This window comes from Phreatobacter stygius (genome assembly GCF_005144885.1).
GTDB lineage: Bacteria > Pseudomonadota > Alphaproteobacteria > Rhizobiales > Phreatobacteraceae > Phreatobacter > Phreatobacter stygius.
On sequence record NZ_CP039690.1, the window covers coordinates 5,075,688 to 5,097,915 of the forward strand.

Annotated in this window: 20 protein-coding genes; 9 read left to right on the forward strand and 11 right to left on the reverse strand. The window is 64.8% G+C overall.

Annotated features, from left to right (window positions below):
- Positions 1-70: 70 nt before the first annotated feature.
- From E8M01_RS23895 to E8M01_RS23905, 3 genes are all read left to right on the forward strand, one after another.
- Positions 71-1,105 carry an extracellular solute-binding protein gene (locus E8M01_RS23895; RefSeq protein WP_136962459.1) on the forward strand — a complete coding sequence of 345 codons (1,035 nt, stop codon included), beginning with the start codon at positions 71-73 and terminating at the stop codon, positions 1,103-1,105.
- Positions 1,106-1,197: 92 nt separating this feature from the next.
- Positions 1,198-1,602: a RidA family protein gene (locus tag E8M01_RS23900; protein ID WP_136962460.1), complete on the forward strand. Its 405-nt coding sequence runs from the start codon at positions 1,198-1,200 to the stop codon at positions 1,600-1,602.
- A gap of 16 nt (positions 1,603-1,618) precedes the next feature.
- On the forward strand, positions 1,619-2,356 hold the full coding sequence (locus E8M01_RS23905) for a GntR family transcriptional regulator (RefSeq protein WP_136962461.1): 738 nt from the start codon (positions 1,619-1,621) through the stop codon (positions 2,354-2,356).
- A 48-nt stretch (positions 2,357-2,404) separates the two neighbouring features.
- Here the strand turns inward: E8M01_RS23905 and E8M01_RS23910 are convergent, their stop codons facing one another.
- The 7 genes from E8M01_RS23910 to E8M01_RS23940 all read right to left on the reverse strand — a co-directional run bounded on the left by E8M01_RS23910 (position 2,405) and on the right by E8M01_RS23940 (position 8,108).
- Entirely contained in the window at positions 2,405-2,818 is a 414-nt protein-coding gene (locus E8M01_RS23910) for a cupin domain-containing protein (RefSeq protein ID WP_246088408.1), read from the reverse strand.
- Between the two features lie 394 nt (positions 2,819-3,212).
- Positions 3,213-3,434, reverse strand: a complete 222-nt coding sequence (locus E8M01_RS23915; RefSeq protein WP_136962462.1) for a hypothetical protein — start codon at positions 3,432-3,434, stop codon at positions 3,213-3,215.
- 243 nt (positions 3,435-3,677) lie between these two features.
- On the reverse strand, positions 3,678-3,890 hold the full coding sequence (locus E8M01_RS23920; RefSeq protein ID WP_136962463.1) for a hypothetical protein: 213 nt from the start codon (positions 3,888-3,890) through the stop codon (positions 3,678-3,680).
- 133 nt (positions 3,891-4,023) lie between these two features.
- The gene (locus E8M01_RS23925) at positions 4,024-4,902 is read right to left on the reverse strand and encodes an SMP-30/gluconolactonase/LRE family protein (protein ID WP_136962464.1); all 879 of its coding nucleotides are present in this window, start codon (positions 4,900-4,902) and stop codon (positions 4,024-4,026) included.
- Positions 4,903-4,905: 3 nt separating this feature from the next.
- Positions 4,906-5,577: an SDR family oxidoreductase gene (locus E8M01_RS23930; RefSeq protein ID WP_136962465.1), complete on the reverse strand. Its 672-nt coding sequence runs from the start codon at positions 5,575-5,577 to the stop codon at positions 4,906-4,908.
- Between the two features lie 285 nt (positions 5,578-5,862).
- On the reverse strand, positions 5,863-7,041 hold the full coding sequence (locus tag E8M01_RS23935) for a Gfo/Idh/MocA family protein (protein WP_170182048.1): 1,179 nt from the start codon (positions 7,039-7,041) through the stop codon (positions 5,863-5,865).
- The gene (locus E8M01_RS23940; RefSeq protein ID WP_246088409.1) at positions 7,041-8,108 is read right to left on the reverse strand and encodes a sugar phosphate isomerase/epimerase family protein; all 1,068 of its coding nucleotides are present in this window, start codon (positions 8,106-8,108) and stop codon (positions 7,041-7,043) included. The genes E8M01_RS23935 and E8M01_RS23940 overlap by 1 nt, the downstream gene beginning before the upstream one ends.
- Before the next feature lie 80 nt (positions 8,109-8,188).
- Here E8M01_RS23940 and araD point away from each other — a divergent pair, with 80 nt between their 5' ends.
- The gene (gene araD, locus E8M01_RS23945; protein ID WP_136962467.1) at positions 8,189-9,919 is read left to right on the forward strand and encodes an L-arabinonate dehydratase; all 1,731 of its coding nucleotides are present in this window, start codon (positions 8,189-8,191) and stop codon (positions 9,917-9,919) included.
- Positions 9,920-10,025: 106 nt separating this feature from the next.
- Positions 10,026-10,955 carry an SDR family oxidoreductase gene (locus E8M01_RS23950; RefSeq protein ID WP_136962468.1) on the forward strand — a complete coding sequence of 310 codons (930 nt, stop codon included), beginning with the start codon at positions 10,026-10,028 and terminating at the stop codon, positions 10,953-10,955.
- Positions 10,956-10,987: 32 nt separating this feature from the next.
- On the opposite strand, the gene E8M01_RS23955 is transcribed toward E8M01_RS23950, so the two are convergent.
- A complete protein-coding gene (locus tag E8M01_RS23955) occupies positions 10,988-11,827 on the reverse strand; it encodes a nuclear transport factor 2 family protein (protein WP_136962469.1) in 840 nt (279 codons plus the stop codon).
- A gap of 97 nt (positions 11,828-11,924) precedes the next feature.
- On the opposite strand from E8M01_RS23955, the gene E8M01_RS23960 reads away from it, so the two are divergent.
- Both E8M01_RS23960 and E8M01_RS23965 read left to right on the forward strand, forming a co-directional pair.
- On the forward strand, positions 11,925-12,554 hold the full coding sequence (locus E8M01_RS23960) for a TetR/AcrR family transcriptional regulator (protein WP_211596666.1): 630 nt from the start codon (positions 11,925-11,927) through the stop codon (positions 12,552-12,554).
- Between the two features lie 107 nt (positions 12,555-12,661).
- Entirely contained in the window at positions 12,662-13,159 is a 498-nt protein-coding gene (locus E8M01_RS23965; RefSeq protein ID WP_136962470.1) for a c-type cytochrome, read from the forward strand.
- Between the two features lie 48 nt (positions 13,160-13,207).
- Here E8M01_RS23965 and E8M01_RS23970 read toward each other — a convergent pair whose 3' ends face one another.
- The 3 genes from E8M01_RS23970 to E8M01_RS23980 form a co-directional block, all read right to left on the reverse strand.
- Positions 13,208-14,758: a SpoVR family protein gene (locus tag E8M01_RS23970; RefSeq protein ID WP_136962471.1), complete on the reverse strand. Its 1,551-nt coding sequence runs from the start codon at positions 14,756-14,758 to the stop codon at positions 13,208-13,210.
- A gap of 12 nt (positions 14,759-14,770) precedes the next feature.
- A complete protein-coding gene (locus E8M01_RS23975) occupies positions 14,771-16,093 on the reverse strand; it encodes a YeaH/YhbH family protein (protein WP_136962472.1) in 1,323 nt (440 codons plus the stop codon).
- Positions 16,094-16,156: 63 nt separating this feature from the next.
- Complete coding sequence (locus E8M01_RS23980) at positions 16,157-18,106, reverse strand: PrkA family serine protein kinase (RefSeq protein ID WP_136962473.1); 1,950 nt, start codon at positions 18,104-18,106, stop codon at positions 16,157-16,159.
- 1,062 nt (positions 18,107-19,168) lie between these two features.
- Here E8M01_RS23980 and E8M01_RS23985 point away from each other — a divergent pair.
- Positions 19,169-20,845: a methyl-accepting chemotaxis protein gene (locus E8M01_RS23985; protein ID WP_136962474.1), complete on the forward strand. Its 1,677-nt coding sequence runs from the start codon at positions 19,169-19,171 to the stop codon at positions 20,843-20,845.
- 456 nt (positions 20,846-21,301) lie between these two features.
- Entirely contained in the window at positions 21,302-22,216 is a 915-nt protein-coding gene (locus tag E8M01_RS23990; RefSeq protein ID WP_215908788.1) for a LysR family transcriptional regulator, read from the forward strand.
- The last annotated feature ends 12 nt before the right edge of the window (positions 22,217-22,228 follow it).

Sequence of the window (22,228 nt, forward strand, 5' to 3'; positions counted from 1 at the left end):
CGGCGACGTCGGCAATGACAAGCCTGACGCCTCCCCGGAAGCCGCAGGCCAACCCTAGCGAGGACATCCAATGAGCCATGATCTGACCCGCAGAATGCTTTTGGCGTCGGGCGCCGCGGCGGCGGTCTCGTCGCTGGCCGGCACCGCCGGGGCGCAGGAGGCCAAGCTGGCGGTGAGCTGGTATCCAGGATTGCTCGGCGCCAATTTCAAGCGGGCTTTCCTCGATACCTTTGCCGAGAAGGACAAGGTCCAGGTCACGGAGGCCTGGGACAGCCCGCGCTTCACCCAGATGCAGGCCGGTCGCGCCCGTCCGAATACGGATGTCGCCGCCTTCATCGATGTTCTGATGCCGCTGGTGGCGCGTTCCGGTCTCGTCGCCAGGCTGGATCCGGCCAAGATCCCCAACCTCGCCAAGGTCGATCCGGCGCTGTTGATCTGGGATGGCCAGGCCGTGCCGGCGGCCTATGGCAGTTGGGGCATCGTCTACAACGCCAAGCGGGTGACGACGCCGCTGAAGTCATGGGGCGATCTCCTGCGCGCCGACCTCAAGGGCCGCGTCTCGCATCCCAACATCACCTATAACTCGTCGGTCTATTCCCTCGACGCCCTGGCGCGCCTGGGTGGCGGAGGCCTCAAGTCGCCGGAAGCCGGAATGAAGGCGATCCGTCAGATCCGCACCTCCGGCCCGGGCTTGTGGGAGCAGGAGAGTGTCGCCGTCGGCTGGCTGAAGACCGAAGAGATCTGGGCGACGCCCTATTTCAGCGGCAACGTGCTGGCGCTGATGCAGGACCGCGACCTGCCGGAGCTGAAGTTCGTCGTGCCGGAGGAGGGCGCCTATGCGGTGCCGCTCAACGTCACCAAGGTGGCCAACAGCCAGAACCCGGCGCTCGCCGACCGCTTCATCGATCATCTGCTGGGCACCGAAGCGCAGGCCGCCTGGATCGTCAACGGCCGTAGCCGGCCGGCCAATCGGGACGTTCCGGTGCCCCGCGACATCGCCGATTCGGTGCCGGAAATATCCAGGCTGCACCGCATCGACTGGCAATATTTCGCCGAGAACCGCAACGCGCTGGTGAATGCCTGGAACGAGATCGTCAACCGCTGAAACAGCGCCGCCAGGCCGTCTTTTTTCCATCGATCGTGGCGAGCATTCGCCGCATTTTTCGCCACATCTTTGACCCCTTGGAGCTATCCCGCATGTCGTCCATCACCCGCGCCGTCAGCCCGCATGTTTCCGAACCCGCCGATGGCCTCTGGTCCAATTGCCTTGTTGTCGGCGGCGTCGCCTATCTCTCGGGCATGACCGCGCGCGACCGCCAGATGAAGGCCGTCGAGGGCCTCGATGAATATGAGCAGTCCAGGATCATCTTCACCAAGTTGCAAAACCTGGTGGAGGCCGCCGGCGGCCGGGCGAGCGACATCGTGAAGCTGACGATTTTCGTCACCGACATCAGCCGGCGCGAGCTGGTCTGGAAGGCGCGGCAGGAGTTCTTCAGCGGAAATTTTCCCGCCTGCTCGCTGGTCCAGGTAGCAGCCCTTGCGGAGCCTTCGATAAAGGTTGAAATCGAAGGCATTGCCCATATTGGCGCGGGCGCCGGCTGACCGCCGGCGAGGTCGCATGTTGAAGCGAGGTCACATGGCGCGCGAGGCCGGTCAGATCCGCGGCGGAGTGCAGTCGTCGCGGTCCAGCCCGGAGCGCGTCAGTCTCAAGCAGGCGGCCTATGATGAAATCAAGCGCCTGATCGTGACGTTGAAGCTGCGGCCGGGCGAGCGGATCAACGAACAGGTGATCAGCGATCTGATCGGCATCGGCAAGACGCCGGTGCATCAGGCCTTGCAGATGCTGAGCGCCCAGGGCTTCGTCGAGATCGTCCCGCGCAAGGGCATCATCATCACGCCGGATTCGCTCAACGACGCCTTGACGGTGCTCGAGGCGCGCATCGTCATCGAAACCGAAATGGCGCGGTTTGCTGCCCAGCGCGCCGACACCACCGTGGTCGAGGCGCTCGAACGCATTCTTTCCGGCGGCCGCCGCGCGCTCGACGCGGAGGACTTCGACGCGTTCATGCGGCACGACAGGATGTTCCACGAAAAGATCGCCGAGGCGGCGGGCAACGCCATCCTGCTCGAAACGCTTGGTGCCCTGCACGCCCGCATCAGCCGGATCTGGCATTTGCGGTCCTGGAAGCTCGACAATCTCCAGAAGACCCAGGAAGAGCACACCGCGGTGTTCAGGGCCTTGGCGGCGCGCAATGCCTCGGGCGCGGCCGACGCCATGCGGCTTCATATCGAGACGCTGCGCCAGAACATCGTCGATGCCTCGATCGCCGCCGGCGACCTCGCTTTCACGCCGTGACGGCGGGGCGCTCGCCCGGCGCGAGCGCCCATCTCCGTCAGAGCGTGATCAGGTCTTCGCCGGCCGGTCCTTGGCCAGGAGCCCGCCAATGGTGGCATCGGTGTGGAACACCGGCCGCTCGTAATAATGCGGGCCGTCATAGATTTCGATGAGCAGGCTGCGTTGGCGGGCGATCGTCGGGCCGTGCGGATGGTCCTTCGGATTCATGTAGAAGGCGCCCGGCACCAGCAGCAATTTGCTGTCGGTATATTCATAGGCGCCCTCCAGGCAGTACATGAACTGGTTGGAGGCATGCGCGTGCTTGATCGGCACACCGCCGCCTGCGGCGAAGTCGAGCAGCGCGATGCTCGCCCCGGTCGCCTCGTTCTTCCAGAAGAAGAACTGGCGAAAGCCGTAATCCGGAAAATCGAGCCAGGCTTCGGGCGCGATCTGGCTCATCTGCAGCAGCATTTCCTTGGTCAACCAGCTCTCCTCTCGGCGATCGCCGGACCTTCGGCGCGGCCGTTCAGCCGGTCGCCGATGGCATCGGTACCGACGCTTTCTCAGTGAAATTTCACAGTGAAAGAACTACGCGATCCCGTTGTTCTGGTCAAGCAATGACGAGCCACGGAAAGGGCGGGCTGGAGCGAAATGAGGAAGGAGAAGTGCAGAACGCTGCGATTCCTTACCGAGTGATTGCCCGTTTCAATTGTCGTCGCCCGTGAATGTCAGTGAAGTTTGTAAGCCGCAAAACTCGTGCCGCATCCGCAATCGCCGGTGCCGGCGCCGGGAGCCTCCGCCATGGCGGTTCATCCCGGTCCGCCGCCACCGGTGCGAGCGTCACGAGCGCCGCGTCGCGAGCGGGCGCGTCGGACGTTCAGCGCCTGGCATGCGGGGTCTGGTCCCGGCGGATTGCCGGCGCGCCGCGCGGCCGCGACCCCTCGAAGACATTCTGCGGCTGCTCGCCAGGGAAGCGATAGCTGTAGTCGTAATTGGCCCGGCTGCCGCCGCCGCCATTGCCGGCGTCGCCCGCACCCTGGGCAAAGGCCGGCGAACTGATCGCGGCGGCGAAGATCAAGGCGAGAAACGGGAACTTCATGGCTGAATTCTCCTGTGGCGAGTGGTCGGAGAGGCCAAGGTGGGGGCGGCACCCGGCAATGGCATCCGGTGATCACTCGATTGGGAATTGTTGTGTTGAACGCGGCACGCGGAATTGAGTGCGGCAGGCCGCCGCCCCGTACCGAATGGCCGAAATGACGAAAAATCAGCGCCCTTGAGCCACGGGTCGCCGGCCCGTCACCGACGCCGGGCGGCCGGATCCTGTGGTGCCGCGGCCTTGCGATCAGTGCCGCGCGCGTGAGCTGCGGGCCGGGCGTCGCGACGGCTCCGTTTGGGCCCGGTCGGCATCATAGCCGCTGGATGGCAGGTCGCCGGGAAAACGATAGCTGTAGTCGTAATTGGCCGCGCTGCCGGCATTGCCGACGCCGGCCTCCTGGGCGAGCGCCGGCGCACTGATCGCCGCGCCGCAGAGCAGGACGAGAAGGGGCAATCTCATGGCTGGTCGCTCCTGGACAAGGACGATGGTCATGAGGCGATGTTTGGCGCCGGACGCCGGAATTGGCATCGGGTGATCCCCCGAACCCGACCGCGGGAATTCCCGCGGGCAGCCCGCGGCCGCGCGGGCCACCTCATCCGCCGAAATGGGGTTCCGGCAGGCCTCTCACGCCGAGGTCGTGAATGGCGAACAGCGCGCCGGCATGCGGCGTCGCCGTCCGTTCGGTTTCGGGCACCATGGCGGCGGCCGAGGTGACATAGAGGATGTCGAGCTTGCGGCCGCCGAAGGTACACATGGTCGGATGTTTCACCGGCAGGTCGATCAGCCGGTCGAAGCGGCCCTTGGGGTCGACCCGGGCGACCTGGCCGCCATGGATCAGTGCGCACCAGTAAAAGCCTTCGGCATCGACGGTGGCGCCGTCGCAGCGCCCGGCAATGTCGCGGGTCGAGAAGAACACCCGGCGGTTGGAAATCACCCCGTCGTCGATGTCGAGATCATAAGCGAATACCGTTTCGGCCCGGCTGTCGGCGAGATAGAGGGTCCGGTCATCGGGCGAAAAGGCGATGCCGTTGGAGACGATGAAGCCCTGGTCCATGCGCCGGACCGAAAGATCCGGGTCGAGCCGGTGCAGCGCGCCGGTCGGGTTGATGAGTTCGCCATTGCGCGAGCCGCACCAGTAGCGGCCGCGCCGGTCGCATTTGCCGTCGTTGAGGATATTGGTCGGCCGGTCGGGTTCGGGGTCGACGATGGTGCTGACCGCACCGTCGGCGAGGTCGATGGCCGCGAAGCCGCTCTTCAGCGCGCCGACCAGCCCGCCCGCGCGGCGAAACACGAAGGAGCCGATGATCTCCGGCATGGTCCAGGTGCTGAGTTCGCCGGCGGCGTCCAGCCGGTGCACGGCGGGTGCCAGCGCATCGACCCAGTAGAGCGCCTGTTCACCGCCATGCCAGCACGGGCCTTCGCCGAGCTGATTGGTCCTATCAAGGACGATCTCGATCGACGGCTCGGGCATGGTTCACCAGGGCAGGGGCTGATCGGAATAGGTGACGAAATTGCCGGTGTGGTGGCGGCCGGCGCGGTGGATGACGCCACGCATGCCGGCGACGCTTTCGCTCACTGGCACGCGACCGCCAGGCTCGGTTGCCGCCCAGCCCGGATGCAGCGCCAGCACGCAGATCTGCCGGTGCGCGAGATCGACGGCCAGCGTCTTCACCACCATGTTGAGCCCGGCCTTGCTCGAGCGATAGCCATAGGAGCCGCCGGAATTGTTGAGCGCGATCGAGCCCATGCGGCTCGACACGAAGACCATCTGCTTCAATTCGCTGGCCGCCACATGCTCGACGAAACATTCGGCGAGTTTCATCGGCCCGATCAGGTTGGTCTCCAGGATGCGACGCCAGTTGGCGTAATCGGTCTGGCCGAAGGGCGGGTGCGGCCGGCCGATGCCGGCATTGTTCAGCACGATGTCGACCGGCTCGCCGTCGAGCCGTTCGGCCAGCGCCTCGATGGCCCGGTGATCGGTGACATCGAGCTTCGACACCTCGATATCGCCGGCAATCGCGCGGGTCTCATGGGCGGCCTGGGGATCGAGGCAGGTCGCCAGCACGCGATGGCCGTCGGCGGCATATTGGCGGGCGAATTCGACGCCGAGGCCGGTGTCGCAGCCGGTGATCAGGATGGTCGCCATGTCTGGTCCTTGCGATCGATGGGCATTGCAGTTTCGAAAGGCCCCGCGGTCCGGTAGGGCTGCGCGTCACCTCTCCCCGGCGGGGAGAGGTCGACCGGAGCGTCAGCGGAGGTCGGGAGAGGGGGCGAGGCGCTCAACGGACGAGGGCCGTGCGAAATGGGTGCGACCGTTCGATGAGGGCAAATCCCCCTCTCCCGGCGCTGACGCGCCGACCTCCCGCCGCCGGCGGGAGGTGGGAGCCTGCGCGTCGAAGGGCCGCCGTACGGGTGCGCAGACGCTGAGCCCTCATCCATGCGTCGCCAGCTCCACATGCGCGCCACCCGCCGCTGAACTCGCCAGGCAAGCCTCGACGAAGGCCAATCCCGCGACGCCGTCGGCGATCGACGGCGTAAGCGTGGCCGCCGCCGGGGCCAGCCCGCGTCGCGCCAGCATCTCGTCGGCGAGGCCGCAATAAAGATTGGCCACCGCCTCCTGCAGGCCTTCCGGGTGGCCCGGCCGCATCAGCCGGGTCGCCGCCTTGGCCATATCCGTCAGGTTCGGTTGGCCGGAACCGATGATCCTGATGTCGCCGTCGAGATTGGCCTGGACGAGACGGCCGTGATGGCGATGCTCCCAGCGCAAATGGCCGGTCTCGCCATAGACGGTCAGCGATACCTGGTTGGACGCGCCGGCGGCGGCGTTGCAGGCGTCGATCCGGCCGCGCGCGCCATTGCCCAGGCGAAAGCGCACCTGCGCGATGTCATGCACCCGCCGGCCCGGCATCAGCGTTCCGACATCGGCCGAGACGCTGGCAAGCCGCTCGCCGGTGACGAAACCGACGAGGTGATGGGCATGGGTGCCGATATCGCCGAGCACCAGCGATGGCCCGCTGACCGCAGGATCGAGCCGCCAGCGCCGGGCGGCATCAGGCGCGTCCTCGACCCGGGTGGCAAGGCCGCCGGCCATGTAATCGACCTGGACGAGGCGGATCTGGCCGATCTCGCCGGCCTCGATCCGCGCGCGCATGTCGCGGATCATCGGATAGCCGGAATAGGTATGGGTCAGCGCCACCGCCCGGCCGGTCCGGCGCGCCAGATCGGCCAGCGCCAGGGCCTCGCCGAGATCGTTGCACAATGGCTTTTCGACCATCACGTCGAGGCCGCCCTCCAGCGCCAGGCGGACATAGCGGGCATGGCTGTCATTCGGCGTGATGATGGCGACGGCCTCGATGCCATCGGGCCGGCGCGCCTCGCCCGATATCATCGCCTCGACGCTGGCATAACAGCGGTCTTCGGCCAGGCCGGCGGCGCGGCCTTCGGTCAGCGCGCGCTCGGGGCGCGACGACAGCACGCCGGCGACCAGCTGGAAGCGCTGGTCCATCACGCTCGCCGTCCGATGCACCGGCCCGATCAGCGAGGGCGGCGCGCCGCCGGCAAGGCCCAGGCGGAACGGCCGGCCGAAGCGTTCGAGAACCGGATTGGGCATCATGGTCTCCTGAGGCCGAGCATGGCGTCGAGCCTATCGGGCGAGCCTTGCGCCCGCATCCCCGCATCGAACGGCGTCTCACCGACGCGGATGATGTGGTCGGCGATGAAGCGGGCGCCCTCGGCCGCGCCGTCGAGCCGGTTCTTCAGGCAGCATTCCCATTCGAGCACCGCCCAGCCGTCATAGCCATGCCGGGTCAGCCGGGAGAAGATCGCCTTGAAGTCGATCTGGCCGTCGCCTGGGCTGCGGAACCGGCCTGGCCGCTCCAGCCAGTCGCCATAACCGCCATAGACGCCACGCTGGTCGCTGACGACGAATTCGGCGTCCTTGACGTGAAAGGCGCCGATGCGGTCGTGGTAGCGATCGATGAAGCCGAGATAGTCCATGTGCTGGAGCAGCATGTGGCTCGGATCATAGAGGATCTTGGCACGCGGGTGGCCGTCGACCAGGGCCAGGAAGCGATCGAAGGTGGCGCCGTCATGCAGATCCTGGCCCGGATGCAGCTCGAAGCAGATGTCGACATTGGCCTGGTCGGCATGGTCGAGCAGCGGCCGCCAGCGCGCCGCCAGTGCCGCGAAAGCCCGGTCGATCAGGCCCTCCGGCGGTGGCGGGAAGGGGTAGAAGAATGGCCAGGCCAGGCTGCCCGAAAAGGTCGCGAGCCTGACAACGCCGAGCCGGCCGGCGAGCGTGATGGCGGCGCCAAGATCGGCCGCCGCTCGGGCCTGGCGCCTGGCCGGATCGCCACGGCAATCGGCTGACGCAAAGCCATCCATGACCGCGTCATAGGCCGGGTTGACCGCCATGAGCTGGCCGGCGCGATGGGCGGCGATCTCGCTGATCGCGAGGCGATCGCCGTGCAGCGTGGTCTCCAGCTTGCCAATGTAACCGCTTTCGTCGAGGCGCTGAAGATCGATGAAGCGCGGATCGTGGACCGGGATCTGCAGGGCGACGAAACCATTGCCGGCGGCAAAGCGCGCCATGCCGTCCAATGTATCGAAAGGCGGCTCATTGCTGATGAATTGGCTGATGAACAGGCCGGGGCCACGGATCGTGCGGGGTGGCGACACGCGTCTTGCCTTCCTTCGATGAGGCAGCAATGATAGCGCTTACACCGATCATTGCAATTGCCGAACGCGAGCGAACCAGCATGACCAAGCGCATCAAGACGCCCGAGACCCTGCGCAGCCACCGCTGGTACGGGCCGAACGACATGCGCTCGCATTCGCACCGCCAGCGCACCCAGCAGATGGGGTTCCGCCGCGACGAGTTCATGGGCCGGCCGGTCATCGGCATTCTCAACACCTGGAGCGAGATGAGCCCTTGCCATTTCCACCTGCGCGACCGGGCGGAAGCGGTGAAGCGCGGGGTGATCCGAGCCGGCGGCTTTCCGGTGGAACTGCCGGCCATGTCGCTCGGCGAAGTGCTGGTGAAACCCACCACCATGTTCTACCGCAACTTCCTGGCCATGGAGGCCGAGGAGCTGATGCGCCAGTTGCCGATCGACGGCGCGGTGCTGCTCGGCGGCTGCGACAAGACCACGCCCGGCCTGATCATGGGCGCGACCTCCATGGACATTCCGGTGATCTTCTGCTCGGCCGGCCCCATGATGAACTCTCGCCGCAACGGCCAGGCCATCGGCTCCGGCACCCATACCCGCAAGTTCTGGGACGACTATCGCGCCGGCAATCTCTCCGATGCCGACTGGATCGAGATCGAGGGCATTTCGTCGCGCTCGCCCGGCACCTGCAACACCATGGGCACGGCCACCACCATGACCGCGATCGCCGAGACCATCGGTTTTTCGTTGCCTGGTGCTTCCTCCATTCCAGCCGCCGATTCCGCCCATCCGCGCATGTGCTCGCAGGCCGGCGAGCGCATTGTCGAAATGGTCTGGGAAGACCTGAAACCCTCGAGCCTGCTCAGCGCCGGCAGCTTCGCCAATGGTGTCGAGGTCTGTGCCGCGCTCGGCGGTTCGACCAATGCCGTCGTGCATCTCGTCGCCATGGCCAGGCGCGCCGGCATTCCGCTGACCATCGATGCCTTCGACGCGGCGGCACGGCGCACGCCGGTCATGGCCAATCTCTATCCGGCCGGCCGCTTCCTGATGGAGGATTTCTACTTTGCCGGCGGCCTGCCGGCTCTGCTCTCACGCATTGCCGACCGGCTGGATCTCACGGCCATGACGGTGACCGGCAAGACGCTCGGCGACAATATCGCCGGTGCCGTGGTGCGCGACGAGGCGGTCATCTGCACGCTCGACAAACCGGCGTCATCCGAGCCGGGGCTTGCCGTGCTCTACGGCAATCTCTGCCCCGATGGGGCGGTGATCAAGCCCTCGGCCGCCAGCCCCACCCTGATGACCCATCGCGGCCGTTGCGTGGTGTTCGACGATCATGCCGCGCTGACCCGCGGCATCGACGACGAAACGCTTGGCATCGACGAGAACAGCGTCATCGTGCTGCGCAATGCCGGCCCGGTCGGCGGTCCCGGCATGCCGGAATGGGGCGCGCTGCCGATCCCCAAGACGCTCCTGGCGCGCGGTGTCCGAGACATGGTGCGGCTGTCGGACGCGCGCATGAGCGGCACCCATTTCGGCACCTGCGTGCTGCATATCTGCCCGGAATCGCGTGTCGGCGGGCCGCTGGCTCTGCTGCAGACCGGCGACGAGATTCTGCTCGACGTGCCCAACCGCCGCCTCGACATGCTGGTCGACGAGGCCGAGATCGCGCGGCGCAAGGCGGCCTGGGTTCAGCCGCCCAAACGCTTCGCGCGAGGCTATGGCGCGCTGTTCGAGCAGCATGTCCGCCAGGCCAATCTCGGCGCCGATTTCGACGTGCTGGAGCGCGGCGAGCCGACGCCCGAGCCGGAGATCTTTTGACGCGGCCGGCAGCTCCGACGGACGCTGGCGATAATTGATGCCCTTATTGCAAAATTGCACTTGATGCATATTTATCGTCCAGTCGATCACTGGACGAGCAAAAGCCATGGCGCCTTTCACATCAGCAGACATCCCCTCGCAGCTTGGCCGTTCGGCTATCGTCACGGGCACCGGCGGCCTCGGCTTCGAGACCGCCCTGGCGCTGGCACGCGCCGGGGGCGAGGTCATCCTGGCCGGACGCAATCCGGACAAGGGGATTGCTTCGGTCGCGGCGATCCGCAAGGCGGTTCCGGCCGCCAGCATCCGTTTCGAACCGCTGGATCTGGCAAATCTCGGCTCGGTCGCGGCCTTTGGCGAGCGTATGCGGGCCGAACGCCCGAGCCTCGATCTGCTGGTCAACAATGCCGGGGTCATGACGCCACCCGAGCGGCGGACCACTTTCGACGGCTTCGAACTGCAATTCGGCACCAATTATCTTGGCCATTTTGCGCTGACCGCCCATGTGTTGCCGCTGCTCAGGCAGGGCGACAAGCCTCGGGTGGTCAATCTGAGCAGCCTTGCCCATCGCAGCGGTCAGATCCATTTCGACGACCTGCAAGGGCAGAACGCCTATTCGCCGTGGCGGGCCTATGCGCAATCGAAGCTCGCCATGCTGATTTTCGCTCTTGAACTGCAGCGCCGGAGCGATGCCGCCGGCTGGGGCCTGATGAGCAATGCCGCTCATCCCGGTTATGCCCGCACCGAGCTGATCCCGAATGGCCCCGGCACCGGTGGCCTGCTGTCGAGGCTCAGTCTCCTGCTGCAGCCGCTGGCGAGCCATTCGGCCGCGGATGGCGCCTTGCCGACCTTGCTCGCGGCGACATCGCCCGAGGCCGTCGGCGGCGCCTATTACGGGCCGGATTGGTTCTATGAACTGAAAGGGCCGCCGAAGCTCGCCAAGGTCATGCCGCAGGCCAAGGACGAGGCGGCCGCCGCCCGCTTGTGGGACGTGTCCGAGCAATTGACCAAGACGTCTTTCAGCGCTCGGGCCCGCTGAGGCTGGGGGCCGCGCCGGGCGAAGGCCTGATGTCAGGCCGCCGCCCTGGCGACCGCGAACGAGTCCTCGAGCATCCGGTAGCGTGTGATCAGCCCTGCCTCGACGGTGAAATCGAGCGCGAACTCCGTTTCAATGGTTTTGCCGGTGTTCGTCACCTTCGAGACGAGCGCACCCATGGCGACCGCTCGCTTGCCGTCGACCAGGATCGAGCTCACCTCGAAACTGACCGGTTCGATCCGTTCGCGCAGGTCCTGGACGAAACTGGCGACGCCGGCGCGACCGGTCTTTCGGCCGATCCAGGGCACAAGGGTGGTATCGCCGGCAATGTCCCAGTCGATAGCCTCACTGAACAGTGAGGCGATCGCTTCGGGCTCGGCACCCGTCAGCATCATCATGAAATAGCGGTTGACGACGCCACGGGTCTCGTCCCCGGGCGTCTTTCCTCCGCGCAGCAGTCGGACGCGCTCGTCATGGCTGTTGGTAAAGTCGGGGTCGACATAGATGTGGATGCGCCGGATCTTGAGCCCGTCGAACTCGAAAACGTTGCAGAAGCGGCCCTCCGACACGACGCCATCGGGCCAGCGCAGGCCGGCGCGGGTGACGCCGCTCTCCTGGCCCTCGACGACGATCGTGTCGCCGGCGACGATGACGTTGAACCCATCGATATCGTGGCTGAGGCTTTCGAGATCACTTCCCAGCCGTTCACCGAACAGGGCCAGCGCGGCCTTGCCGTGGCCTATGCCGAATTTCGGGAAGAACAGCTGAACGTCCTCGGCGACATCGTCGAAGAAGCTCGGATCGCGTTCGTCGATCTTGCGGAAATAGCTCCTGATGATCGCGATCCGCTCGCTGTCGCGGCTGTTCTCGGCCATGCTCGCCTCATTTCCATAATTGTGGCTACAGATTCCTGTCAGGCTTGAGCGCCGAGGTCAACGGGGTTATGTAAAATCGACTACAGAAAGGTTCGGGATGACCAGCCGGGGACGTCCGCGCAATTTCGACCGGAGCCACGCGCTCGCCTGCGCGATGCGGGTGTTCTGGGCGAAAGGTTACGAGGGCGCGCAATTGGTCGACCTCACCGCCGCCATGGGCATCAACCCGCCGAGTTTTTATGCCGCCTTTGGCTCCAAGCAAGCGATCTTCCGCGAGGCGGTCGACCTCTACCTCGGAACCGCCGGCGCTGGCGCCATGCGCGCGCTGGAAGAGACAGCGGCAACGCGCGATGCCGTCGAGAACATGCTGAAGGCGAGCGCCGATGTCGCGCTGGCGGCTCCGGGATCCGGTGGCTGCCTGGTGATCCTCGGGCTGGTCAATGGCCTGGCCGAGAACGAGCCGTCGCGCGCCTATCTCCAGGATATCAGGCGCCAGACCATCGAGCGGGTCCGCGAGCGGCTCGACCGCGGCCTGCGCGAGGGGGATCTCATCGCCGGCACCGACACGGCGAGGCTTGCAACCTTTTATGCCGCGGTGATGCAGGGCTTGTCGCTCCAGGCGCGCGACGGGGCATCGCGGGACGAACTCGACGGCGTGGTCGCCGCCGCGATGAGCGCGCTGGACGGCGGCCGATCACCTCAAGCAATGCCCGGGCGGCGGGGCTGACGGCCGGCAGGCGTCTGTCCGGCCGGATGTCTCTGGAGTAGCATCGCTTTGGCTGTCCGTTCGCGGTGAGCAGCGAACGAGCCGCGTCCCGCACGGGGGAGCGCGCCATGAAATTCATCGCCGGATTTATCGTCGCTCTTGTTGCCCTCGCGATCGCCGGCTTCGCGGTCGTCTATAGCGGCGTCGTCAACGTTGCCGCACGCGGGCCGGACAGCGCACCGGTCGCCTGGTTGCTGACCACTGCCATGCAGCGTTCGGTCGCGCGCCGGGCGGCGGCCGAACCGCAACCTGCGCCATCCACCGACCTCAAGCTCGGCTTCCGCTTCTACAACGAGACCTGCGTCTATTGTCACGGCGGTCCGGGCAAGGACCCCGTGGACTTCGGCAAGGGCCTGATCCCGGAGCCGCCTTATCTCGCCGATACCGTCGCCGGCTGGACCGGCGCCGAGCTCTACTGGATCGTCAAGAACGGTGTCAGGATGACCGGCATGCCGTCATTTGCCGATAGCCACAAGGACGAGGAGCTGCGGGCAGTCGTCGCTTTCATCCAGAAGCTGCCCGGCATGACGCCGGAGCAATATGCCGAATACGAAAAGGCGCAATGAGGCGCGCGGCGAGGCGGGTTCGCTCCGGCGCTTTCGGGCCGCCGGCGGTCAGTTCGCCGTCTCGTCGGCGGAGACCTCGTAGAGTTGGTTGCCGCTTTCCGCGTCGACCCCGGCAAGGCTGACATTGTAGCCCCACAGGCGGCGCACGTGGCGCAGGGTCGCCTGGCGGCCGGCCTCCGCCAGCACGACGCCGTTCTGCACCATGTGTTGCAGGCGCAGATGCCGGTCGCCCAGCAGATCGACGTCGGCCACCTGGATGTCCGGCCGGTTGGCGCCGACATCGTAGCTGTTGGCGATCGCCGAACGGACCTTGTCGTAGCCGCGCTCGTCATGGATCGAGGCGACCTTGTAGTGACTGTCATCCGGCTCGTCGGCCAGCACGAACAGCCGGAATTTGCGGATCAATGCCGGGCTCAGATATTGCCGCAGGAAGGATTCGTCGCGGTGATTGGCCCAGGCGTCGATGAGCGTTGCGCGCCAGTCGCCATTGCCGGCGAAATCGGGAAACCAGTCGCGGTCCTCGGATGTCGGCTTCATGCAGATGCGCTCGATATCCTGCATCAGCGCGAAGCCGAGCGCATAGGGGTTGAGGCCGGAATAACGCGGGTCGTCGAAATTTGGCTGGAACACCACGTTGGCATGGCTCTGCAACACCTCGAGCATGGTGCCTTCGCCGACTTTGCCCTGGTCGAACAGCGTGTTCAGGATAGTGTAGTGGACAAAGGTGGCGCAGCCCTCGTTCATCACCTTGGTTTGCCGTTGCGGATAGAAATATTGCGCGACGATGCGGACGATCCGCACCAGTTCGCGCTGCCAGGGCTCCAGGATCAGGCTGTTCTTTTCCAGGAAATAGAGCAGGTTCTCTTCCGGCAGATTGAGGAACTTCTTGCGCTCCTGAGCCTCGCGTTCGGCCTCCGACGGGGTGATGCTCTCCTTGCGCCGCGGCAGCGTCCGCCACAGGTCGGAGAACGACTGCTCCTCATATTCCAGGCGCTCGCGGATGCGATCCCGCTCCTTTTCCGAGGACAGCCGTGGCGGCCGCCGATAGCGGAACACCGCCTGGTCCATCAGGGCATGCGCCGCATCCAGGATCTGCTCCACCGCTGCGATGCCGTGGCGCTCCTCGCAGCGCGCGATATAGGTCTTGGCGAATTCCATGTAGTTCAGGATCGCGCCGGCATCGGTCCATTGCTGGAACAGATAGTTGTTCTTGAAGAAGTGGTTGTGGCCGAAGGCCGCATGCGCGGTCACCAGGGCCTGCAGTGCCATGGTGTTCTCTTCCATCAGATAGACGATGCAGGGGTTGGAGTTGATCACCAGCTCATAGGCCAGCCCCCGGCGGCCTTTCCGATAGAGATGTTCCTCGTGAATGAAGTGCTTGCCGAAGGACCAGTGCTGATACATCAGCGGCATGCCGATGGAGGCATAGGCATCGAGCATCTGCTCGGAGGAAATGATCTCCATCTGGTTGGGGTAGACGTCGAGCTTCAGGTCGTCGAGCGCCACCGTCTCGATGGCATCATAGGTGCGCGACAGGGTCTGGAAGTTCCAGTCGGAACCTGAAAACAAGAGGCTGGAGGCTTTGGCACGCTTTTCCACGGGAACCGCCGTTCATTGGCCCTTGGAGGCCTGCTGTTTCGCGAAGAGCTTGCGAAAGACCGGATAGATGTCGGACGGCTTGGCGATGCGGGTCATCTGGAAGTTCGGCCATTTCTCGCCGACCTTGCAATAGGACCGCCAGAGCGACGTGCCATTGTCGGTCGAGCCGAAAATATGGCTCTCGCGCTCGTCGATGATCTCGACATAGGCGTAATATTGGCAGAGCCGCATCACCTCGCTGTTGAGCAGCATCGTGCAGTAATCGCTATCGTCATAGCCGTTGTCGCCGTCCGAGGCCTGGGCGGCATAGATGTTCCATTCCTTGCTGGGATAACGTTCCTCGATGACGCGCTGCATTTCCTTCAGGGCGGTGGAGACCACCGTGCCGCCGCTTTGCGTGCTGTAGAAGAACGTCTCCTCGTCGACCTCCTGCGCTTCGTGGGTGTGCCTGATGAAGACGATGTCGATGCGTTCGTAGCGCCGTTTCAGGAACAGGTGCAGCAGCACGAAGAAGCGCTTGGCCAGGTCCTTCTCCCGCTCGCCCATCGAGCCGGAGACGTCCATCAGGCAGAACATCACGGCCTTGGCATTGGGCAGCGGTTGCGGCTCGAAGCGATTGAAGCGGATATCGACCGGATCGACATAACCGATCAGCTTGCGCCGCCGCCTGAGCTTCGCCAGGTCCTCGCGCAGCAGGGCGATGCGCGCCCGCACTGCGGCGCCCGGCTGAGGCTTGGCCTCGAGCTTGGCGAGCTCCTCGGAGACCGAATCCAGTTCCTTCAGTTTCGGCCGTCTCAGCGCGATGCGGCGGCCGAAGCTGTTGCGCATGGTGCGGCCGACATTGATGTTGGTCGGCGCCCCGGCGATGGTGTAGCCGGCCCGGCGCGACTTGAAGGACACCACTTCCTTCAGGTTCAATTTGATCAGATCGGGCAGTTCCAGGTCCTCGAAGAACAGATCGAGGAATTCCTCACGCGACAGCACGAAGCGGAAATCGTCCTCGTCGCCGCCGCTGCCGGATGGACCCTTGCCGGCGCCGCCGCCGCCACCCTGGCCACTCGGTTTCGGCAGCCGGTCGCCGGTGACGAACTCCTTGTTGCCCGGCAGGACATGGTCCCGCCGGCCGCTGCCCTGGGCATGCTGGAAGCTCGGCTCGGCCGTGCCTCTGACCGGCACCGGCACGGCGTGATCGCCATCGACATCGGTGATCTTGCCTGATGTGATCTGGTCGTTGACGATGCGCTTCAATTCGTCGCGCGCCCGCCTCAGGAAGCGTTGCCGGTTGCTGAGGCTCTTGTCCTTCGGGTTCAGGCGCCGATCGATATAGTTCGGCATGCGGTTCACCTCGGTTGATGCAAAACGTGGGCTATCTCCCGGCGCGTCTCAAGCGCCGGGACGTCAGCCGGCCTTGTTCACCCGCATGTACCAATCGACCAGACGCCGTACCTGCCTTTCGGTATAGCCGCGTTCGACCATGCGCTGGACGAACTCGGTATGCTGCTTCTCGGTGGCGCTGTCCTTTTTGGAGCCGAAGCTGATCACCGGCAACAGGTCCTCGACCTGGCCGAACATACGCTTCTCGATGACTTCCCTGAGCTTCTCGTAGCTTGTCCATGCCGGGTTGCGACCGCTGTTCCTGGCGCGTGCCCGGAGCGTGAACTTGACCACCTCGTTGCGGAAGTCCTTCGGGTTGGCGATGCCGGCCGGCTTCTCGATCTGCGACAATTCGCTGTCGAGGATCTCCCGGTTGAGGATCTGGCCGGTGTCCGGGTCCTTGTAGTCCTGGTCCTCGATCCAGGCATCGGCATAAGCGATATAGCGGTCGAACAGGTTCTGCCCGTATTCGCTATAGGATTCGAGATAGGCCTTCTGGATCTCATGGCCGATGAACTCGGCGTAGCGGGTCGCCAGCTCCGACTTGATGAAGTCGAGATATTTGGCCTCGACCTCCTGCGGGAACTGGGCGCGCTTGATCGCCTGTTCCAGAATATACATGAGATGCACGGGGTCGGCGGCGACCTCCTTGGTGCCGTAGTTGAAGGTCTCGGAGAGGACCTTGAAGGCGAAGCGGGTGGAGACGCCGGTCATGCCCTCGTCGACGCCGGCGGCATCGCGATATTCCTGCACCGACTTGGCCTTGGGGTCGACGTCCTTCAGGTTCTCGCCGTCATAGACCCGCATCTTGGTGTAGAGCGGCGAATTGCCGTGCTCGACCAGCCGTGTCGCCACCGTGAAGCGGCTCAGGATCTCCAGCACTTCCGGCGCGCAGGGGTTCTTGACCAGGTCGCTCTCGCGCAAGAGCTTTTCATAGATCTGCCGTTCCTCGGTGACCCGGACACAATAGGGCACCTTGACCACCAGGATGCGATCGAGGAAGGCCTCGTTGTTCTTGTTGTTCTTGAACTGCAGCCACTCGGATTCGTTGGAGTGGGCCAGAACAATGCCTTGAAAGGGGAAGGCGCCGAAATTCTCCGTGCCGTTGTAATTGCCTTCCTGGGTTGCGGTCAGCAGCGGATGCAGCACCTTGATTGGCGCCTTGAACATTTCGACGAATTCCAGCAGCCCCTGCGTCGTCCGGTTCAATCCGCCGCTGAAAGAATAGGCATCGGGATCGGCCTGGCTGAAATTCTCCAGCTGCCGGATATCGACCTTGCCGACGAGGGCCGAAACGTCCTGGTTGTTCTCGTCGCCGGGTTCGGTCTTGGCGATGCCGATCTGGCGCAGGCGCGACGGCATCAGCCGGACCACGCTGAATTTGGAGATGTCGCCGCCGAGCTCGTCCAGCCGCTTCGCCGCCCAGGGCGAAATCAGGCCGTTCAGCCGCCGGCGCGCGATGCCATATTTGTCTTCCAGGAGATCGGCCATGCGCTCGGGATGGAACAGACCGAGCGGCGATTCGAAGATCGGGCTGATCTGGTCGCCGATCTTCAAGGTGTAGATCGGCCGCTTCTCCATGAGCTTCTTCAGCCGTTCGGCCAGCGAGGATTTGCCGCCGCCGACCGGGCCGAGCAGGTAGAGGATCTGTTTGCGTTCCTCGAGGCCCTGGGCCGCGTAGCGGAAATAGCCGACGATCCGCTCGATCGTATCCTCCATGCCGTAGAAATCGGCGAAGGTCGGATAGATCTTGATGGTGCGGTTCGAGTAGATGCGGCCGAGGCGCTCGTCGGCGCTCGTATCGACCAAGGTCGGCTCGCCGATCGCCTCCATCATTCTTTCTGGAGCCGTGGCGTACATTGACGGATTTTCACGGCACGCGAGGAGGTATTGCTGGAGGCTCATCTCCTCCTGTGTCTCGCTTCTGTAAATCTCCGAAAAGAGATTGAAGACGTCGGATTCATGCGGATGCATATCAACCTCCCGCCATGTGCTGGCTGAATAAGATATGAGTCTCCTAAGCCGCTTCCCTGCCCCGAAATCATGCGCCTCTTGATCGATGCCCGAGCCCCGCGGCGCTGCGGGGAGCATCAGAGCGACTCAGTGCCCGCTCCCTACGATGATAACGCTTGAATTGCCTGGCGGTCATGCACTCTGGACCTTTTCTTCTGCTTTCCTCCCTCAGGATTCATATAGGTACCGCCTGGGCGTCCGGTATGGTCGTTCGCTGACGAAGGAACGCGCTTATGGGCTTCTTGATCCAGGCCAAGCAAAATGCGGGCCTTGGAGCCTCGATCCATCGAAGGACCGAACCGTGGCGGGGGCATGTCGCGGGCTGTCGCCGAGCGGCGCCCGGGTGGGTGCCGTCCCGGCAAAGCCAAGCTGTCGGCCGAGAAACGATCGTGAAGAGTTTTTCGCGCCGGCGTGCCGGCAGCGGCCGTTTTGGCGGTCCGACCGGGCGCGCAGCGCGGCTTTCGGCGGCTCTCCGCCGACGGGAACCGGCATGGTCGGGCCGTGCACGACGGTGCGTCACCGTCGCCTGTCACTCTTGCGTGACGTTCAGCCGGACCGGAAGGAACGGCCGAGCGGCAACAGCCGTCATCCGGGCGGTCCTTGTCGCGGTGGGACAGGCGCGCGACCGGCACTGCCTCATCCTGGAACGGTCGTGTCAATTTGACGCGGCTCGGCGGTCGCCGGGCTCTACGCCTTTGAGCGCGGTTCGCGGCGCGGGCTGAAGCATTGACCGCCACGCTGTCGTCGCATGACGAGACAGGCGCGCGGGCGTCTTCGGCAATGGAGCCGCAGTCGCCGGGCTTTCCCCAGTCATTCAGGCGTCGGCCATGCCCATTGGGTTGGCGTTGTCATGTTAGTCATGATCATAATTCTTGATGACCGTGACGTGACATTCAATATTTGTGAATTTCTGAAGAATAATACAATATTGCTGTGTAATTACTGGATAACGTGTCGTTAACAATAGCATAGGATGCTTTTGCAGGTTGTGCTTGCAGCGGGCGATTCGCGCGGAGATTGAAAATGAGGCTGACGTTGAAAATGGCCCTCATGGGCGGATGCGTGTTGCTTCTTGGAATGATCATGGTGCTCGGCGCCACCGCCTATGTCGGGCTTGCGCGCACCCACCACAGCACGATCGATATCGCGACCAACTGGCTGCCGGCCCTCGACGCGGCCAACGCGATGAACACCAGCGCGGCGAAGTTTCGTGCCTCCGAGGGCGCGCTCATCGTCTCGATCGAGGCGGCGGACGTGCTGGCCGCCGAGCAGAGGATGAGCCAGGCCCTCGCGGCGCTTCAGGCCAATCAGCGCAAATTCGAGATCTTGATCGCATCTCCGGAGGAGCGTGCCGCCTATGAGAAGCTCGGTCCGGCGTGGCAGGCCTATATGGTTGTCGACGCGCAGCTCGTGCAGCTCACTCGCGCGCGCAAAAGCGCCGAAGCCGGCGCCCTCTTCAGGACGGAAAGCCGCAACCGCTTCGACGCGGTATCGCTGATCCTGGCAGAATTGGTCGAGATCAATCGCCAGGGCAGCGCCGCCGCGCATGCCACGGGCGAAGCCGCCTTCGCGAACACGCGAATGCTGACAATGGCGGTGCTCTCGGTCGCGCTGATGCTGGCATGCGGTGTGATGATCTTTGTGGTGACCTGCGTGACCAGGCCGCTGAGCCGCCTCAACGCCACGATCACGGCGCTTGCCGACGGCAACCTGCAGGTCGATGTCGCGGACACCGAACGAACCAATGAGATCGGCGACATCGCCAGGTCGGTTCTGACCTTCCGCGACCAGTTGCAGGAGGCCGAGCGAATGCGCGCCGAGCGGGCTGCCGGCGAAGCCGTCGATCGAGAGCGGCTGGCGCGACGCAACAGCATTTCCGAACGCTTCGTCGCCACCATGGAAAAATTGGCCGGCAGCTTCGGATTGTCGTCGAAGGAGGTCGCGGACGCGGCGACCAACCTGTCGGCCACCGCCGAGGAAACCTCGCGTCAGGCGCAGACGGTCGCCGCGGCGGCCGAGGAGGCCTCGATCAACGTCCAGACCGTTGCCTCCGCCGCCGAGGAGCTGTCCACGTCGATCCGGGAGATCAGTGGCCAGGTTCTGCATTCTGCCAAGATTTCCGACAAAGCCTTTGGCGAGGCCTCGTCGTCGAACGAGCGGATCCGGACGCTCGCCGAGGCGGGAAACGCAATCGGCGAAGTCGTCGGCTTGATCAAGGGCATTGCCGACCAGACCAATCTCCTCGCGCTCAACGCCACGATCGAGGCGGCGCGTGCGGGCGAGGCCGGAAAGGGCTTCGCGGTGGTCGCGGCGGAAGTGAAGCAGCTGGCCTCCCAGTCGGGCAAGGCGACGGAGGAAATCTCCCGTAAGGTGGCCGAGATCCAGGTGGCGACCGAAACCACGGTTGGCTCGATCGGTGAAATCGTCCGCACCATCGGTGGGATCAAGGAGACGACGACCCTGATCGCCACCGCGATGGAGGAGCAGGGAGCGGCAACGGCGGAGATCGCGTCCAACTGCCAGCGGGCGGCTCAAGGCGCGAACATGGTCACGGCCAATATCAGCGGGGTTGGTCAGGCCGCCGAGATGACGGGCGCGGCGTCGACGCAGCTCATGACCTTGTCCGGCGGCCTGTCCGGACAGGCAGGCGAACTCCAGCAAGCGGTGAGCGGGTTCATCAACGATCTGCAGGCGGCATAGGCGGTCGGGAGGATCGTCCTGGAATGGCGCCGAGGCGGTTGTCCCGCTTTCGAGCGGCGCGCGAGGTCCGCGATCGCGATGGGTCAGGCCCGCAGGACGGCTGTGACGCGAGCGCCGGAAATCCGGCTGCCCGACCCCGATCAGGTTCGGCATCGTCCATCAGGCTGTCGGTCTCTGCCGCCGGCTTGTCGCTGTTGCCGGGTGACAGGCGCCAGGAGGTGGCAAAAGGCATATTCTCCACACGGTTGAGCCGGCCGAGGCCGCGGATGTCCGCCGCAACGGCAACCTTGTCGGACCGAAGCGGCTGACGGAGTGTGTCGAAAAGCTCGACCGATGATAGATTTCTCGCCTGCGCTGTCGGTCCCTTGGGACGGCGCAGGCGGTAGCCGTGTGAGAAATTCGAGTTAAGCTCGCACGAGGCCAGCCGGCGGCCAGCAATGCGATAACTGGCAAGCGATGATCATCAAGCAGCTGATCTACCTGGATGCCCTGGCGCGGGAGAAACATTTCAGGCGTGCGGCGGAAGCCTGCAACATCTCCCAGCCGACCCTGTCGACGGCGATCGCCCAGCTGGAAGAGGAACTCGGCGTGCTGATCGTCGAGCGCGGACGGCAGTTCAAGGGCCTGACCAAAGAGGGCGAGGTGGTGGTCGCCCATGCCCGGCGCATCCTGGCCGAATCCGACCTGCTCAAGCAGTCGATCGCGGAGCTCAGGCAGGGCGTCAGCGGCCGGCTCCGGCTCGGCGCCATCCCGACCGCCCTGCCGATGGTCGCCCATATCACCGGGCCGTTCTCGGCCCGCTTCCCCGAGGTGTCGCTGACCGTGCTGTCGCTGACCTCGCAGGAGATCCAGAGCCGGATCGACAATTTCGAGCTCGATGTTGGCCTGACCTATCTCGACAACGAGCCGCTGGAGCGGGTCGTTTCCAAGCCGATCTACCAGGAATCCTATGTCCTGCTGATGCGCGAGGACAGCGCCATGGCAGCGCGCAGCGAAGTGACCTGGGAAGAGGCGGCCAAGCTCAAGCTCTGCCTTCTGACCTCGGACATGCAGAACCGCCGGATCATCGACGGCATCTTCCGCTCGGTTGGCCAGATGCCGGTGCCGACCATGGAGACCAATTCGATCTTCAATCTCTGCTCCCATGCCGGCCTGCTCGGCATTTCCTCGATCGTCTCGCGGCAATTGCTGGAGTTCTTCGGCATTCCCTTGGGCACCAGGGCGTTGCCGCTGGTGCAGCCCGACGCGCAGCGCACCATTGGCCTCATCGTGGCCGATCGCCAGCCGATCGCGCCGCTCGCGCGAAACCTGCTGATGGTGGCCGAACCGGTCAGGAATGCCGGGATCCCCAGGACCTTGGCGGCGCAATAGTCTGGACCTATT